The sequence below is a fragment of the Candidatus Bathyarchaeia archaeon genome, assembly GCA_035935655.1.
GTDB lineage: Archaea > Thermoproteota > Bathyarchaeia > 40CM-2-53-6 > 40CM-2-53-6 > 40CM-2-53-6.
The window spans coordinates 228,392-244,055 of sequence record DASYWW010000037.1 but is presented as its reverse complement, the minus strand read 5'-3'; the positions used below and the strand labels follow the sequence as shown (position 1 = coordinate 244,055).

The following is a 15,664-nucleotide window of genomic DNA, read 5'->3' as shown; positions in this document are numbered from 1 at the left end:
TTCAAGCCGTCAACTATCCCCAAGCCTTATCTTCGCCCTTGAGATTGTTTTGCGAGGACCGGACCTAGAGCGATCACCAATATGCCATTGCTGCAAGTCCAAGATCTAACTACTCAGTATCGCATCCTGAGAGGATGGGTGAAGGCGGCTGAGAACGTTAACTTTGAAATCGAAAAAGGAGAAGCTCTAGGGGTTGTCGGAGAATCTGGATGCGGAAAGACAACTGTCGCGCTGTCGATCCTGAAAATTCTCCCCATGGGGGGCCGAGTAAGGAGGGGCAAGATAATCTTCGATGGAACAGACCTGGTTCCGCTGAACGATAAAGAGATGCGCAAGATACGATGGAAAGGAATCTCTATAGTGTTTCAAGGCGCCATGAATGCCTTGAATCCCGTGTTCAAAGTGGGCGACCAAATAGTCGAAGCAATAAGATTGCATGAACCGAACGTATCCAAGTCGGAAGCATGGAGACGTGCAGAGGCACTTTTCGAGATGGTGGGAGTCGAGCCCTCCCGAGTCAGAAATTATCCACACGAGTTCAGTGGTGGAATGCGCCAACGGGCGTTGATTGCAATGGCCCTTGCCTCGAACCCGAAATTGTTGATAGCCGACGAACCGGGAACTGCTCTCGACGTAGTTGTCCAGGCGCAAGTCCTGCAGTTGATGCGAGGCCTAAAGGAGAAATTGGGCCTCTCCATGATGGTGATAAGTCACGACTTGTCATTGGTTGCTGAAGTATGTGAGAAGATTGCGATAATGTACGCTGGTCATATTGTGGAATATGGAGATGCCGAGGCCGTGTTCAAGGAACCTCTTCATCCCTACACTCAAGGTCTATTGGGCGCTTTTCCCAGTATCAAGGGGGAGAGGAAGAAGCTTACCTCGATCCCCGGCCAGCCTCCGGACCTTCTGTCCCCCCCCAGCGGGTGCCCGTTCCATCCGAGGTGCCCCTTCGCGATGGATGTTTGCAAGACAACGTTCCCAGAAATGAAAAAGTCGGGCTCCTCAAACCATTCGGTGGCGTGTTATCTCTACTAGGAAATGGATCTGAGCAATTTGGAAAATGAGGAAATAATAGCCGCCCAAGGACTGAAAAAATACTTTCCGATAAAACGTGGATTTGCCTCGACTCTCTTCGCTCGGTCGGAGCTTCTGGTACGGGCAGTTGACGGGATAAATCTCTTCGTCAGGAAGGGTGAAGTCTTAGGGCTCGTCGGAGAAAGCGGAAGCGGAAAGACGACCACGGGAAGGCTACTGATTAGGCTCACCGACCCGACTGAAGGGAAGATCCTCTACAAGGGGAAAGACATTTCCCATCTCTCCTCGAGAGAACTCAAACCTCTCCGTAAGGAAATGCAAATCATCTTCCAGGATCCCTTTGAATCCCTGAACCCTAGAATGATGATCAAGGATATCGTCGCTGAGCCGCTGCGAATTCAAAAAGTCACGAAGACTCGTGATGAGCTTGATGAGAGAGTGAAGCAGATCTTGCGAGAGGTCGAGCTTGTTCCCCCTGAGGAGTTCATGCATAGATTCCCGCATGAGATGAGCGGCGGGCAGAGACAAAGGGTCGCTGTTGCACGGGCTTTCGTGCTGAATCCCGAGTTCGTTGTGGCAGACGAGCCTGTTTCTATGCTTGACGTTTCGATTAGGGCCGAAGTTCTGAACTTGATGCTGACTCTGGTTCAGAAGCGGGGAGCGTCTTTTCTCTACATTACTCACGACCTCGCCTTAGCGCGCCACATTTGTGACAGGGTTGCGGTCATGTATCTTGGAAGAGTAGTTGAGCTAGGGGATGTTGATGCGATAATTAACAGACCTCTTCATCCTTACACTAGGGCCCTGATTGGAGCGGTTCCTGTTCCCGACCCTGCGATCAAACGCACAGGAGAAGTGATCAGTGGTGAGATTCCCAGTCCTATCGCGCCCCCTCCGGGGTGCCATTTCAACACGCGCTGTCCATATGCTCATATCAGGTGCACATCAGTGGATCCTCCATTAATGGAGGTTGAAAAGAACCACTGGGTCGCCTGCCATTTGGTTGACCAACCATTTACCGCCTCATAATCAAACTAGGCAGACCACTCCTACGAGCGGTCTCAAGGTTCTGAGCAGCTCAACCAGCTAGCAATGCTGCGACACGCCAACTGGCGAGTTAATGATGATCTCCCAGCTCTTGTTGGCTGAAAGGCCCAGTGCCTGGTTAACGCATCGTTCCTTGTCAAGACCAATATCAATCATGGCCGGTGGGAGTATGGGAGGATCCCAAGTGCCATTCTGAACCACGGAATCTATGAAGTAGATTCTCGAATCAGACTTCAGCTGTGTGCCGGTGGAGGGGGTCGTTCCTGCTATGAGCCTATCGCCGGAATCGTAGATTCCGTTTAAGTTCGAATCATAGACTATTGTCTCCCCGGGATCCCATTGACTATTGCTGTCGGAGTCAACGTATTTGATGTGAGGATCGGTACTGAGGGGCGAACCTTGAGCAGGAGCTGTGTTGTTGCCGAGAAGCATTACCTGATCCGAGGGATCGTAGCTGCCACCATCATTATCAGCGTCCCAGACTATCGCCTCGCCCGGCCTAGTGCAATAGAGAGTTGCGAAATTTGTCAGGGGGTTGGGAACGCATTTTTGGTTGAATTGCTTTCCCCAGATGTTGAACAGGTCTCCGAACGTATAGATCGTCGGCACAGTCGATTGAACGTAGACGGTTCCAGTAGTGTCGCGAGTACTAATCGGTGCGTAACGGTCAGGACCGTATCGAAAGAGAGTGTAGTTGTTGATTATTTCACCCTGAACTCCGATACCAGGCGGTAGTGTAACATTCGTCCCGGTCTGCAGGTCATAAAATACGATCTTCAATTGCCAATCGATCGCCAGCCCTCCCTGGTAGGGATTATAGAACAGGAGATACCCAACTCCCCCGAAGATGACTATAAGCGTGATTGAAAGAGCGAGGAATAGCCTCCTCTTTGACTTTTTCTTGACGGTCTTAATTGTCCTTCCCGCGGCCAAGACGGATTAGTCGCCTTCGATAGAGTCGATCGCTCGACTACCTTTAAGAGATGCGTTTCCGATTGATAATTCTAGCGGAATATGACTCCGGCTAAGCGGACTGTAATTGTTGGCGCTCTCCTCCTACTCGTCTTGGCAGCCTTCTCTCCACCGAGAGTGGACGCCTCTGCTCCGCTCGCCAGTCTGTCGGCCAACGTCGCCAATGGGGTAGTTCATGCATCAGCCAATTTGAGCATCTTCCAGAATATCACGGCATACGAAGCATCGTTTACTCTACCACAGTTCAGTGGTGTCCTAGAGGGCTCTAACTCGACGAGCCTTGCGGCTGCGGTTCAGCAAGCGATTGGGGCAAAGGATTCATCTGCCCGTGTCTCTAACTTGGTTCTCCAATCCAGGTCTTCTTCTTGGATGAATAGCACTTCGATTCAGTGGTTGAACATCTCCCTGAGTTTTGATCTGAGTGGGATCCAAACTGACAAGTCGGGAAACTCACAGGTGGATATGGCTTGGAAGTCGTTCTCAGTGCCTTCTAACGTCACTGTTGGAGGCTACGAGGTGAACAACATCGGCACGGGGTATCTCGTGAACGTGGCCGGTCAACTTGCGAGTGCGAGCCGGGGGGGTCTGGGTTCCCCAATCAGGTTTACGTTTCTAGTAAACGGACATCCGTTGCTCCCGCGGGATTTTCCCATCTTGGTGAAGAATGTTGAAACACTGAACTTTAGCACAATCAATACCCCTATCTCAAAATGGACGTTTGGATATGATCCCGGTAACCTTCTCAGTTGGTCGTTCAGGGGAGGGCTTTTGGGTGTCGAGATCCTCACGACGATAAATGAACCCGGCGGAGGTAGCCGCGTGTTCTATGGACTATTCTATCGTTTGACTTCAAAGGTTACAGCTCCGGCGAGGTCAGTTGCGAACGGCGACTTGATCATAGTTGTGTTCAGCGACACGCCTGAGACAGTTATGGGGTTAGTAATCCTCTCCGTATCAGTTCTGGGCGTTTTCTCCTTCATTTCTGAAAGGCGCCTTGTGTCAGGGTTCAGCAAGAAAAGGCAAAGACGCTAGGGCGCTGTCAAACAAGCCTTTCGCGCCTGGCCACCATCGGATCGTTTTTCCGTCCGAGGTCTGTGAGTGGCCCATTTCTCGCAAAAACTCACGCTGATTTCATTGGTGCGGGGGGTGGGATTCGAACCCACGAAGGCCTTCGCCACAGGGTCCTAAGCCCTTGGCGGGATCTTGTTGAGCCCACTGCCCATTTGACCTGGCTATGGTACCCCCGCTCGTAAAAAAATGACAGAGAAGCTCTGGCCAAAATAAGCCCTACGGTCGTACCACTCGCAACTCTTCGGTTTGCTGGTGAGAGGTGGTGGCTTCGGTCAGCTCTGACTGTTATGTTCGAGGAATGACCGGTCACATCGCAGAGGCGTTCGTTGTATGAGCTTGTCACGTTGGGATGAGGAGAGCGACTTCGACCACGCGACGGGTCAAAACTGGGATAACCGGTGGTTGGCCACCGTAAAATCCCTGGCATGGCAATGTGCCAAGCTACCACGCTACGGGCATGAGGGGGCGATAGAGGTTTGACCGTTCACTGCCAAGAAGAGACTGCTCGTCTCCGAGGCGCAAGGGCTCTCAGGTAAAGCAGTGAGGGGGAACCCGACGACTACGGTAATCCTCCGAGTCGATGAGAGCAAGTCTAGTCATCGATCAACCGAAGACATGACAGAACACTCAATAAGAATGCGCGAGCGTTTAGTTTGCGTAGGATGAACCAAGGTGAGAGTGCTGCCACGGAGGTCTAAGGTGTCCTCAAGACCCACAGGCCTCTGGACCGAAGTTTCTAGGGAAAGGGAATAAAGCTTCGGACGCCTCTTCAGCATATGCTGAACAGTATCTCGATAGTCTGGGTTCGTAATGGGAAGCAAGCCAATAACGGCCCAGATGATTGCTCCGCTTGGCCAAGAGGTCAATGCTGCTTGGCTGGGAGCTTTGATTCTCGCCGATGGTGAAGTTACCTACATGAGCGCACCGGTGAATGGCAAGAGATACTTCCGTGCAAGAGTAAGAATAGGCATTTATGAACCTGAACCTATTGGAAGGGCAGCTGCTCTGATGGGCGTCGCCCTAATGGGGCCTCGAAAGGGTCGCTATGAGGCTGAGGCACAAGGATCTCGAGCAGTGGCAGTCATCACTAGAATACTTCCGTACCTCTTGGGAAGAAAATCACGTGAGGCAAGCTACATTCTGCAACACGGCGGACGAGTAGAAGAAACAGTTTACAGGGAGTTTCAACAGAGCTTCCCGTCGTTGAGGAGGCGGCAGGGTAAGCTAGCGTGGAAGAATGGTGCTCCGGGCGGGATTTTCCGCGGCCAGGGCCGCCTTTGAATTCGCGGGCTCAACGTTCCCGTTAAGCCTCCCGCGATCAACGGCTCTGAATCCCTGCAGGATTCTTCGCCGTCGCCCAGTTGGGCACGATTGGCCACCCTGTTTTCAGGGCTAAGGCCGCTATGCTAAACCGGGCTACACCACCGGAGCATCGTCCGGACGAATAGGTCATAGCCTTTTACCCTTTTGTCAGAGTCTCGCCAGAGCTCTCTACACTGGTCTGGAGTTTTCCCAGAGGAACTCGAAATAGATTTTTCCAAACTTTACTAGACCCTCGTGGTGTGAGGAGATAGCCAAGGTAAGCCCCTTCTCAGGCTCTTCGCCGAGGAGGATGATTATTTCGCCACTGTCCGAGATCATCCCTCCGCCGAACATTTGGTCTCGGACCCTAACTTCGGCCACCCCTTTCAGCCTCTTGATCATATCCTTGCCAGTAATGCTTGGAACCATGAGTGACACCCTGATGCCTCGGCTAACCATGAGAGACAAGAGCGGTGCGGCCATGGAGATTACGGACTCTGGAACGACGGGCATCGCTACGAGCAGCTCTCTCCTGGTTCGCCCTAGTGTTTCCTTGATCCTGTCTAGAATGTTGTTCTGTCCCCTCACAATCCAGATGTCAGGCCTCTCCTGGACCTCCTTCCTCTCATAGAGAGGTTGCAACTCCGACAACGCATCCGTCTGGCTGGACTTTAGCGTGTTCTCCATTCTGACTCTAGATGAGTCAAGCGCCGCTGAAGGCGGTTTTGCAAAATATTTACTCGGTCTTCCTTGTTCAGTCTCCACCCAACCCTTTCTCTCCAAGTTTCCAAGAATCTCGTAAATTTTCGAGTATGGAATTGTGGCATTCGTACTGAGTTGGCTAGCGGGCATCGGGCCAGACTCGACCAGAGAGATGTAGGCCTTTACCTCGTATTCTGTAAGATCAAAATCTTTCAAGGCTCTTCTGGTTCTCTCTGAGACCGGCATGTCATTCACTGTCGGATGCTAGTCGTAACAGCCTCGCTTGCAGGTCTTGGAGGAGGGTGTAAATACGCAAGAGCGCATGTTGATCCTGAGTCAAGCCGGGAATAGCCTTTGGTTGATAAGAACCTAATCATGGGGAGACTGGAAACCGTTCTAGACCCAGAGATCGGCCGAAGCATTGTCGACCTAAACATGGTGCGAGACGTAACGATCGACAACGGAAATGTTAGCGTCAGAATTGCTCTGACCGTGGCTCACTGTCCGCTAGCTAAGACCCTTCAAACTGACGTAGAAAACGCAATCAGAAAACTCGACGATGTAAAATCTGTAAAGGTCGACACGACAACTATGACCCGAAAGGAACTGGAAGAACTGAGAGTCCGACTACAGGCTTCCGCAGCCCAGTCGCCTCCGCCGAGAGCTGGCTCGATGGTAGGTCCGGGGATCGAACGCCTTGGCAGGCGAGGTATACGCAGCATAATCGCAATAGTTTCCGGGAAAGGTGGCGTCGGAAAGTCGTTCGTGACAAGCATACTGGCCTCGGAACTAAGGAAGCGCGGGTACGAAGTCGGAGTTCTTGACGCGGACCTAACCGGGCCAAGCATCGCGAAAATTCTGGGCGTAGCAGGCAAACCGTTCAAAGGGCCAAACGGCGGCATCGTTCCGCTCAAAACACAGAGCGGGATTAAGGTCATGTCCATCAATCTCGTGTTGGAAGATCCCAACATGCCGGTCATATGGCGCGGACCCATCGTTAACAGCGTTATTCGACAGCTATACTGGGACGTCGACTGGGGAGACCTCCACTACCTCCTGGTCGACCTCCCACCGGGGTGTGTTGCTTCAGACACGATGGTCTACGCGAACCCACATCCTGTTCCAATATCCCAGCTAAACCCTGGCGACCATGTCTACTCTGTCGACGCTTCGATCTCCGAGTCAGGCCGATCTCCGAATGCCCTGAGTGCCACCCTCGTCGCGAAACGTGTCTTAGAAGTTCTGCCCCAGGGCGAAGCTGAAGTGTTTGAAATCCGAACCAGGACTAGAAAGATTGCAGCGACTTTGAATCACCCGTTTCTCGCGGTGGCGAAGTCTAGGTCATCAGGCGGCAGAAACTACCGATACTCGCTCTATTGGAAGCAGCTTGGGCAATTGAGGCCCGGTGATATCATCGCCGTGGTAAAGAGACTGCCTCAGAATAAGGCGGTTCCACTAGAGCTATCGCCCATCACAGACACAAGCTCCACTGGACCCATTCTTCCAAGTCATACGACAGATGATTTTTGTCGAATTATCGGATATTTCATGGGAGACGGTTTCGTGAGACTCAATCCTAAGACAAGGACTTATCAAGTCATGTTCGCCGAGCCGATCAACGGAAGATATAGGGCGAAGTACATCGAGCTAATTAAGAGGATTGTCCGAGGCGCAAGAATCTCCAAGAATGCCCTACAGTTTGGCGTCTCGTCAAAAACATTGGCCCTTCTCTTCGACAAGCTCGACCTACACAGGTCTGCTCTACAGAAGCGGGTCCCCAAATGGGTCTTCGAATTGCCCGAGTCACAGAAGCTCGCCTTCATCGAGGGGTATTGTGACGCGGATGGATTTCGTCGCCTTCGAAAGAGCCGGTTTAGGAGGCCCGGCTGGATGGTCTTCGAGACCCCGAACCGAGGGCTGCTGGAAGGCATTAGAGCTCTTGCAATTTCAGTAGGATTGAAGGTGACAAACCTCAATTCACGAATACGGTCCCTAGAGACTCCTTCTGGCCATTCCTACGCAACAACATTCTGGAGCTTCGAATGTAATGCCAGCGCGCGTACAAGTAGGTACGGCGCCGGTCTCATCAGGGGGAACGGTCGCCAGGCCGTCGGTCGCGCGCTGGTCAACCAGTACGTCGGATTCGAACGGGTGTCAAAATTGACTCCCGTGGGACGGCGTGAAGTATACGATATCAGAGTTGAAGGAAATGAGAACTTCATTGCGGATGGTCTAGTGGTCCATAATACTAGTGACGCGCCCCTAACGGTGTTCCAATCTTTGCCGCTAGATGGCGTAATTGTGATCTCTTCCCCACAAGATCTTGCTTCAATGATAGTGTCCAAGGCGGTCAACATGGCCAAGAAGATGAACGCTCCCGTGCTGGGACTCATAGAGAACATGAGCTATCTCACATGCCCTGATTGCGGAGGTACGATGTATGTTTTCGGAGAACCACAGGGACAAAAACTAGCCTTGAGCTTGGATTTGCCGTTCTTGGGAGCCATACCCTTAGATCCGGCCATAGCGAAACTCTCCGACGAGGGAAGGATTGAAGAGTACTCTAACCCAATAATCACGGGGATCGTTGACGAGCTCAGAACAAGAGCCGTAAGGCAGGCGGAGCAACTGACGCAAGCACTTCCGCTCGCATGGTCCATCGAACCCGCCCGGTAGAGGCGTGACTCTATCTTTTCCAACGGTATTCCCACGCCGCGAATCTTTTAACGCAGGTCCCGCCATTACACAGGTAAGCAAGGTCAATCACATGGCGAAAAAGCGTCGCGTTGTTCCTCCAAGAACTAAGAAAGCTGGAAAGAAGGCTAAGTCAAAGCCCGTTAAAGCGGGACACGTTCGTAAAAGGGCTGAAGCAAAGAAACCTCCAGCCGTGACTAGACAGACCACACAGCAGCCTGTCACCATCGAACCTCCCGCTCGAGAGCGCGTCGTCGTAACAATCGAGAGCATTCGCGGTGATACAGCGATCGGGGACCTTCTCGTTACCTTCCCTCGGACACGGGAAGTTCTTGTCAGAAATGGATTGAGGCTAGAGGCGGAAGATGCTGGAGATATCTACATGACCCTCGATGCTTTCTCGGCCATGAATGGATTGAAAACCGAGGGGCTCGTCGTGGAAATTGTTGAAGTCGCGAAGGAGCCTTTACCACAGCCGGCTGCGGCTCAGCTTGTAACCGCTCCGGCAGTCTAGCCTAGATTGCTTCTACTTCCTAGTTGAATGGAGTCACCAGAACATGGCTAATTAGATAGCAGATAGTGTGCAAACTTGCATCTTCGTGCGCGAATTCTGATCTCTGGAGTTGTGCAAGGCGTGTTCTTTCGTCGAGAGATTGCCGACTTGGCGAGAAAACGGGATATCAATGGTTGGGTAAGGAATCTTCCTGATGGAAGCGTTGAAGTGGTTGCCGAGGGAGACAGGGAGGAACTGGATCAGCTCATCCATTTCTGCCGCGTCGGCCCACCTCGGGCGAGGGTAAAGAATATCGAAATTGACTGGTCCGACTTTACAGGCGAGTTTCGAGGATTCAGAATAACCGGATGACGATCTACATCGTGTTCTATGATTGCATGCTCAGCGAACCAAATTCGTCATAGAACTTTCTAGCTACGTTCACAGCCTCATCGCTACGTTTTAGAAGAATCTGGTACTCGGGATGTGAGTCTCCGGCGTATGAAGCTGCTTTTTCGAAATATTTCCTCACACCGTCCAAATCGCCCCTGTAGAGAGATATTCCACCAGCAACCCTGTAACTGACTTCGGCTCGTAACCTGTTTCCCTGGGCTTCGAATTCTTGAGCCTCAGTTAGCACGCGATCCAGAGGGCTTGTGATCTTCTTCGGGTCGAGAAACATGAGTCGCGACATAACGCCATAGAGATCGCTGTCCCCACCGCAGAGCTCTTTCAGTCTATTGGCCACCACGGAGTCGGTCGTGGTTTCGACGGGGGAGTTTTTCTGTTTCGGCTTGCCGAAGCCTAGTTTCAAGGTACTCGGGGTATCTCCTAGAGTCTCGTAATCTCCTTTTGCGAGCAATTTAAAGGGATTTATTCTTTAGGAGATAGAGCCGTGAGCTAACCTCGGGAGGCGAGATTTGTGAGCGCTGAAGATAAGATGATTCGGAGGAGAGAATCTAAGGATAAAGCCCGTAAGCGAAAGAGAGGGCCATACAGGAAGTCTTCCGGCGGCGGACGAGTGATCAAGTACTGACCTTCATCAGGTCATTGACCTTGATAATCTGATAGCACACAGATCGAACATTGCGCCGATAAACTCGGAAAGATAGGATTAGCCTCGACGTATGAATTCAATTAATGTTGGATCGGGATTTTTCTATACTTTGCAATGCTGCTGGGCTCGATGCTTATGGTTTCCGCGCAGCTGTGATGCCCGAAACAGATCGTACAATGTTCAACATCCCAACTAGGGTCGACCTTCCTGCAGGTTTCGCACATAAGGCCTAATGCACGAATGTCTGTGCATGCTTGACAGAGATCTCTTGATACGTCTATCGGGTTTGGGTTATCGACGAGTCTTGAGGCGATGTCTTTGCTCATCTGACGGACTTCTGCCGCGGCTCCCAAGTCTATTGCTTCTCCTCGAACTTGGTGCCTATACTTGCTCACGGCCGCTTGTGTAATTCCAAGTCGCTCTGCGACGAGTTCCTGTTTCATTCCGTAGTCTTCTATCAGCTCGCGGGCTATCATCGCTCGTAATGCAGGAATGACGGATTTTGCTGCAACTTCGCACGGAATGATCAATAAGGCGACATTGGAGAATTCCCCGTAAAATCTATTTAAACATGACTTATGTCATAATCGAGTTTGCATTTTCCGAGACCGAATTGCCCGGGGGGTAGCACTCGTTACCAGTTTGAATGATGAGCCGGTGCCTCATGGGAGCTCATGTCGAGAAAGGCGCGGAACCCTGAGCTTTTCCAAGCTCATATCATGCTTTGAACTGTCCGATTCGCTCAGAATCGGCGCCGAACAGGAAGCGATCGGGGAAAGGCGGTTTTTTGGTGGAGGAGACGTACATTGCGGAAGAAAGCGAGTCGCGTTCTTCCCGATGATCTACTGGAGCGAGACTCTAGCACGGCGCTTCTTAGAGAAGCTAGGTCCGTTCAAATCGGTTACGACTCTAAGGAACCTATAAATCAAAACAGGCACGTCTTTTCTAGTGAAAGAGTTTGGTTACCGTCGAGGCAGTTGAAAAAGAGCTTGAGAAGGTCGTTGATCCGGAGATCGGGCTTCCGATCACCGAGATGCACTTGGTTGACGAGATAAACATCCAAGATAACGGAGACATACTAATCAAGTATCACCTGACCGCGCCATTCTGTCCGCCCATTTTCGCTGAGGACATCGGAATGAACATACGAACGTTGACCTCCAAACTTGATGGAGTAAAGAAGGTCACGGTCGTCCTGCACGGACACGCCCTCGCCAAAGAGATCAACGAGCGAGTAAATCCTGGTTATTCCCCTCCACCCGTCCAAGAAACGACTCCCGCGCAAGCGAAGTCTTGAGCTGGCCGGAAGTTCAATTTATCCGAGACTATTTCTATCTCAGGACATCGTAGAGGAATGCTCCGAGCAGTCCTCCGAAGATCGGTCCAACGATATAGATCCATAAATTCCCGAGCGGTGTAAGACTGAAGACGGTGGACGCAAACGTCGGTCCCCAAGTTCTGGCTGGATTGAGAGACGCCCCCGAAATCGGGCCGAACATCCACACAACCGCTCCAAGAGCAAACCCTATGGTGACACCGGCCCGGCTAGGGTCGGCAGATTTTGCGGTGGCTCCGAAGATGGTGAAGACAAGAATAGCTGTTCCGATGACCTCTGCGAGAAGCACGGCACCGGTGCCGAACTGAGGGCTAGGAATCGTATCACCGAGAAAGGTTGCCCTCGCCGCTCCCACGAGTCCAGGGTTGTTGCTCGATGTCCACAACGCGAGTTGGATGAAGCCCGCGATAGATGCGCCAGTGAGCTGGCCGAGAATGTACGGCGCGACCTTCTTGGTCTCTATTCTCCTCGTAGCCCAGTGAGCGATCGTCACTGCCGGGTTGATGTGGGCCCCCGTGACACGACCGATAGTGTAGACAGCTAATAGGAGGGCTATTCCATGGGCAAGGCCAATAAACCCAAGGCCGGCGCTCGTGACTTGACCGTCGAGAAACGTGACTGCCGTTATGGTCCCGGGGCCTATCATGGTAAGAAGAAATGTTCCATAGGCCTCTGCTAATGCTGCGCGTCCCATCGGGTTCATGACGAAGGCAAATTCAAGCTAGATTATGCGTATTTAGCGCTTTTTCGAGACAAACGAATTCTAACAGGCTCTCTCGATCGGTACTATTCCATATAGTGCAGAACGAACTTGGGAAGAGCAAAGAATTTTCTATAGTAGACTATACCTAGTACTGCGAGAATTTGACGGTAAATAACAGCTTCACCTGGATGATAGGCGGTCCCCAAGGCAGCGGGATCAACTCTGTTGCAGAGAACTTTGCCAAAGCATGCATACGAGGAGGGCTTCACATATTTGCCAACATCGAATACCACTCCAACATCAAAGGAGAACACAGCTACTACAGGCTTAGAGTCGAGTCCAAGGCGCCCCGTTCCCATGTGGACTGGGTAGACCTCTTGGTCGCGCTCGACCGGGAGACGATCTTCGGGGACCTAAACAAGGTTCACCCAACCCATCGAGGACATAGACATGAGGTCAGCCCCGGTGGTGGAATAATATACGATCGGAGCCTGAACTTAACGCCTGAATCCTTCGGCAGAGATGACATCAAACTCTTTCCCATACCGTACATGAATCTCCTTGTTGATGCTCTGAAAGAGTTCGGAAAAGACAAGGAACTCAGCAAATACCAAGTCATGGTAAACACGATAGCCTTGGGCGCCTCGTTGGGCCTTGCTGACTACGACTTCGACCTTGCTACCGAAGCTATCAGGGAAGGATTCACAGGCAGGAAAGCGGCTCTCGGCGACCTGAACGTAAGCGCTGCAAGGCGTGGCTACGACTACGCAAAGAAGAGTTTCGGCGAAGATGCTTTTCCGACAAAACTGCGAAAGCAGCCGTTATCCGGGAAGCGAATGATGATCAGAGGAGTCCAAGCAGTCGCTATTGCCAAACTCAAGGCCGGATGCGGATTCCAAACCTACTATCCGATTACACCAGCGACGGACGAGAGCGAATATTTGGAGTCTCATCAAAAAGACTACAACATGATAGTCGTACAGGCAGAGGATGAGATTTCCGCCATCAACATGGCCACTGGCGCCGCACACGCCGGCCTTAGGTCCTCAACCTCCACATCTGGCCCGGGATTCTCTCTTATGGCCGAGGGCTTGGGATGGGCGGGAATAACTGAGGCCCCAGGACCTGTTGTGGTGCTATATCAGAGAGCGGGTCCGGCAACAGGTCTGCCTACTCGCACTGAACAAGCGGACCTACGATTCGCACTTCATGCTGCCCACGGGGAATTTCCAAGAATAATCATGGCACCTGGAGATGTGGTCGAGACTTACTACGATACGTTCGACGCGTTCAACTACGCCGAACATTACCAGGTTCCAGTGATTCTGCTAACTGACAAGTTCCTGGCAAGCACATACCAGGACGTTCCTCCATTTAATGGTGACAACCTGAAGGTCGATCGAGGTGACATGGTTAGAGATTCGGATCTAGCCAACACCACGGATTACCGACGGTACCGCTGGACAGAAATGGGAATTTCTCCACGGGCCATACCCGGTCAGAAGGGAGGAATATTCTGGACGACGGGCGATGAGCACGATGAGTACGGACATATTACTGAGGCGGCAGATATCCGAATCAAGATGATGAGAAAGAGAATGCGGAAAATCGAGCTTGCAGGACAAATTATCCCAGACGCGAAGAAGGCAACACTTCACGGACCCAAGTCCGCTCCAATAACACTTGTCGGCTGGGGATCATCGAAAGGTGCGATACTCGATGGAATGGAAGACCTCAAGATCGATGGAATAGAAACAAACTTTCTACAGGTGCGTTACGTCAACCCGTTCCCGACTGACCTAGTTCAGCAGGTGCTCAGTTCCGCCCGGAGAAAGATCGCGATAGAAAACAATTATTCGGCCCAGATGGCCGGGCTCATCCGGGAAAAAACTGGTATAGCAATGGACAACACTATCGTAAAGTTCGATGGAAGACCGTTTTCTCAGAACGAGATCTACGAAGGAGTCAAAGAGATAATAAAGAACGGAATGAAAGAGGTAACTGTATCCCATGCTTGAGCTGAAAACCTACCGAACACAAGTTCACAACGACTGGTGCCCAGGTTGCGGCGACTTTGGGATCGTCAACGCGATCCAGATGACCCTCCTGGAAATGCAGCTCGAACCCCACAGGGTCGCAATCTTCTCGGGAATCGGATGCTCAGGCAAAACGCCGCACTTTGTCAACGCCTATGGATTCCACACGCTCCACGGTAGAGTCCTTCCAATTGCCACAGGTGCTCGCCTCTCTAACCCTGGATTGACAGTTGTAGCAGTGGGCGGTGATGGAGACGGGCTTGGCATCGGAGCCGGACATTTCGTCAATACAGGCAGGAGGAACCTCGACTTCACATATGTTCTCTACGATAACGGGGTCTATGGGTTGACGAAGGGTCAAGCGTCTCCAACCTTGCCGAAAGGTGCCAAGACAAAATCTATGCCTGCCCCCAACATTGTTGATCGTGTAAACCCGATCGCCATGGCCATTGCCTCAGGCTACACCTTCGTTGCGCGAAGTTATGCTCTCGACGTTCGTCACCTGAAGCAGACCCTCCGAGCGGCAATAGAACACCGAGGAAGCGCGTTCGTTGACGTTCTCCAGACATGTCCAACTTACAACGACATCAACACTAAGGAATGGTATGGTGGAGAGGATCTTCCCGTCAAAGCACCGAGGCTCTACAAGCTAGAAGATTCAGGATACAATGGTTCAGTAGCAGATCCCTCGACAGATGAGGTTAACGCGAAGAAAGGGAATGCCATGTTAAAGTCATTCGAGTGGGGCGACAAGATACCCATCGGTGTGTTCTTCAGAATGGAAGTGCCTACTTTCGAGGACCAGCTCGCCCTTAGAATGCCTGCTCTAAGGGACAAGCCGTTCGTCGAACAGGACATCTACAACCGCGACATTACACCATTGCTCGACGAGCTTACCTAGATCCGGGAAAATCTCCCCCATTTCCAAGCTGCTTGGTGAACCGGGTTTTGCCACGCTTGGTTACTTTCAGCTTGACCGGGGCTAATCGATCGGATGATCGGGACCTTCCGCTCTAGTATCTCGAGACCCTATCGCTGCTACCGCTTTTTTCTCTTGCTAGGTTTCCTGGCGTGGTGCTGATTCCGCGAGATAAGGGGACTCAAGGCGTGATTCAGGCTTTGATGGAATAGTCTGCTTGCGCTATCCACCGATTCCCGAACGATTTCTTCGTGAGATGTGGGGGATGCGCCGGATTCGAGATTGGTGACGATG

Annotated in this window: 14 protein-coding genes and 2 tRNA genes; 9 read left to right on the top strand and 7 right to left on the bottom strand. The window is 51.8% G+C overall.

From position 1 onward, the window contains the following. The first annotated feature begins 81 nt into the window (after positions 1-81). The gene (locus VGS11_06585) at positions 82-1,038 is read left to right on the top strand and encodes an ABC transporter ATP-binding protein (GenBank protein HEV2119751.1); all 957 of its coding nucleotides are present in this window, start codon (positions 82-84) and stop codon (positions 1,036-1,038) included. 18 nt (positions 1,039-1,056) lie between these two features. Then, positions 1,057-2,067 (top strand): ABC transporter ATP-binding protein, encoded by a 1,011-nt coding sequence (locus VGS11_06580; protein ID HEV2119750.1) that lies wholly within the window; start codon positions 1,057-1,059, stop codon positions 2,065-2,067. A gap of 57 nt (positions 2,068-2,124) precedes the next feature. On the opposite strand, the gene VGS11_06575 is transcribed toward VGS11_06580, so the two are convergent. After that, the gene (locus VGS11_06575; GenBank protein ID HEV2119749.1) at positions 2,125-3,018 is read right to left on the bottom strand and encodes a hypothetical protein; all 894 of its coding nucleotides are present in this window, start codon (positions 3,016-3,018) and stop codon (positions 2,125-2,127) included. Between the two features lie 81 nt (positions 3,019-3,099). On the opposite strand from VGS11_06575, the gene VGS11_06570 reads away from it, so the two are divergent. Further along, the gene (locus VGS11_06570; GenBank protein HEV2119748.1) at positions 3,100-4,089 is read left to right on the top strand and encodes a hypothetical protein; all 990 of its coding nucleotides are present in this window, start codon (positions 3,100-3,102) and stop codon (positions 4,087-4,089) included. Positions 4,090-4,192: 103 nt separating this feature from the next. Here VGS11_06570 and VGS11_06565 read toward each other — a convergent pair. The 3 genes from VGS11_06565 to VGS11_06555 all read right to left on the bottom strand — a co-directional run bounded on the left by VGS11_06565 (position 4,193) and on the right by VGS11_06555 (position 6,378). Further along, positions 4,193-4,304, bottom strand: a tRNA-Leu gene (locus tag VGS11_06565). A 1,062-nt stretch (positions 4,305-5,366) separates the two neighbouring features. After that, positions 5,367-5,559: transfer RNA gene (locus VGS11_06560), tRNA-Glu, on the bottom strand. A 60-nt stretch (positions 5,560-5,619) separates the two neighbouring features. Beyond that, complete coding sequence (locus VGS11_06555) at positions 5,620-6,378, bottom strand: TrmB family transcriptional regulator (protein ID HEV2119747.1); 759 nt, start codon at positions 6,376-6,378, stop codon at positions 5,620-5,622. Positions 6,379-6,486: 108 nt separating this feature from the next. On the opposite strand from VGS11_06555, the gene VGS11_06550 reads away from it, so the two are divergent. The 3 genes from VGS11_06550 to VGS11_06540 all read left to right on the top strand — a co-directional run bounded on the left by VGS11_06550 (position 6,487) and on the right by VGS11_06540 (position 9,691). Next, on the top strand, positions 6,487-8,808 hold the full coding sequence (locus VGS11_06550; GenBank protein ID HEV2119746.1) for a P-loop NTPase: 2,322 nt from the start codon (positions 6,487-6,489) through the stop codon (positions 8,806-8,808). A gap of 91 nt (positions 8,809-8,899) precedes the next feature. Continuing rightward, positions 8,900-9,340 carry a hypothetical protein gene (locus VGS11_06545; GenBank protein ID HEV2119745.1) on the top strand — a complete coding sequence of 147 codons (441 nt, stop codon included), beginning with the start codon at positions 8,900-8,902 and terminating at the stop codon, positions 9,338-9,340. 75 nt (positions 9,341-9,415) lie between these two features. Then, a complete protein-coding gene (locus VGS11_06540; protein ID HEV2119744.1) occupies positions 9,416-9,691 on the top strand; it encodes an acylphosphatase in 276 nt (91 codons plus the stop codon). Between the two features lie 16 nt (positions 9,692-9,707). On the opposite strand, the gene VGS11_06535 is transcribed toward VGS11_06540, so the two are convergent. Beyond that, entirely contained in the window at positions 9,708-10,181 is a 474-nt protein-coding gene (locus VGS11_06535) for a hypothetical protein (protein ID HEV2119743.1), read from the bottom strand. 275 nt (positions 10,182-10,456) lie between these two features. Further along, positions 10,457-10,906, bottom strand: coding sequence for a hypothetical protein (locus VGS11_06530; GenBank protein ID HEV2119742.1), 450 nt, complete (start codon positions 10,904-10,906; stop codon positions 10,457-10,459). A gap of 428 nt (positions 10,907-11,334) precedes the next feature. Here VGS11_06530 and VGS11_06525 point away from each other — a divergent pair, with 428 nt between their 5' ends. After that, positions 11,335-11,673 (top strand): iron-sulfur cluster assembly protein, encoded by a 339-nt coding sequence (locus VGS11_06525; protein HEV2119741.1) that lies wholly within the window; start codon positions 11,335-11,337, stop codon positions 11,671-11,673. Between the two features lie 34 nt (positions 11,674-11,707). Here VGS11_06525 and VGS11_06520 read toward each other — a convergent pair whose 3' ends face one another. Next, positions 11,708-12,406, bottom strand: coding sequence for an aquaporin (locus VGS11_06520; GenBank protein HEV2119740.1), 699 nt, complete (start codon positions 12,404-12,406; stop codon positions 11,708-11,710). Between the two features lie 170 nt (positions 12,407-12,576). On the opposite strand from VGS11_06520, the gene VGS11_06515 reads away from it, so the two are divergent. Together VGS11_06515 and VGS11_06510 are read left to right on the top strand one after the other, a co-directional pair. Continuing rightward, positions 12,577-14,433 (top strand): 2-oxoacid:acceptor oxidoreductase subunit alpha, encoded by a 1,857-nt coding sequence (locus VGS11_06515; GenBank protein ID HEV2119739.1) that lies wholly within the window; start codon positions 12,577-12,579, stop codon positions 14,431-14,433. Further along, on the top strand, positions 14,426-15,352 hold the full coding sequence (locus VGS11_06510; protein ID HEV2119738.1) for a thiamine pyrophosphate-dependent enzyme: 927 nt from the start codon (positions 14,426-14,428) through the stop codon (positions 15,350-15,352). The genes VGS11_06515 and VGS11_06510 overlap by 8 nt, the downstream gene beginning before the upstream one ends. Positions 15,353-15,664 lie beyond the last annotated feature (312 nt).

What these genes read in the sequence shown, in the direction of transcription:
- VGS11_06585 (HEV2119751.1), top strand. Translation starts at nt 82, where the DNA reads ATGCCATTGCTGCAAGTCCAAGATCTAACTACTCAGTATCGCATCCTG.
- VGS11_06555 (HEV2119747.1), bottom strand. Translation starts at nt 6,378, where the DNA reads ATGCCGGTCTCAGAGAGAACCAGAAGAGCCTTGAAAGATTTTGATCTT.
- VGS11_06545 (HEV2119745.1), top strand. Translation starts at nt 8,900, where the DNA reads ATGGCGAAAAAGCGTCGCGTTGTTCCTCCAAGAACTAAGAAAGCTGGA.
- VGS11_06520 (HEV2119740.1), bottom strand. Translation starts at nt 12,406, where the DNA reads ATGGGACGCGCAGCATTAGCAGAGGCCTATGGAACATTTCTTCTTACC.
- VGS11_06510 (HEV2119738.1), top strand. Translation starts at nt 14,426, where the DNA reads ATGCTTGAGCTGAAAACCTACCGAACACAAGTTCACAACGACTGGTGC.
- VGS11_06570 (HEV2119748.1), top strand. Translation starts at nt 3,100, where the DNA reads ATGACTCCGGCTAAGCGGACTGTAATTGTTGGCGCTCTCCTCCTACTC.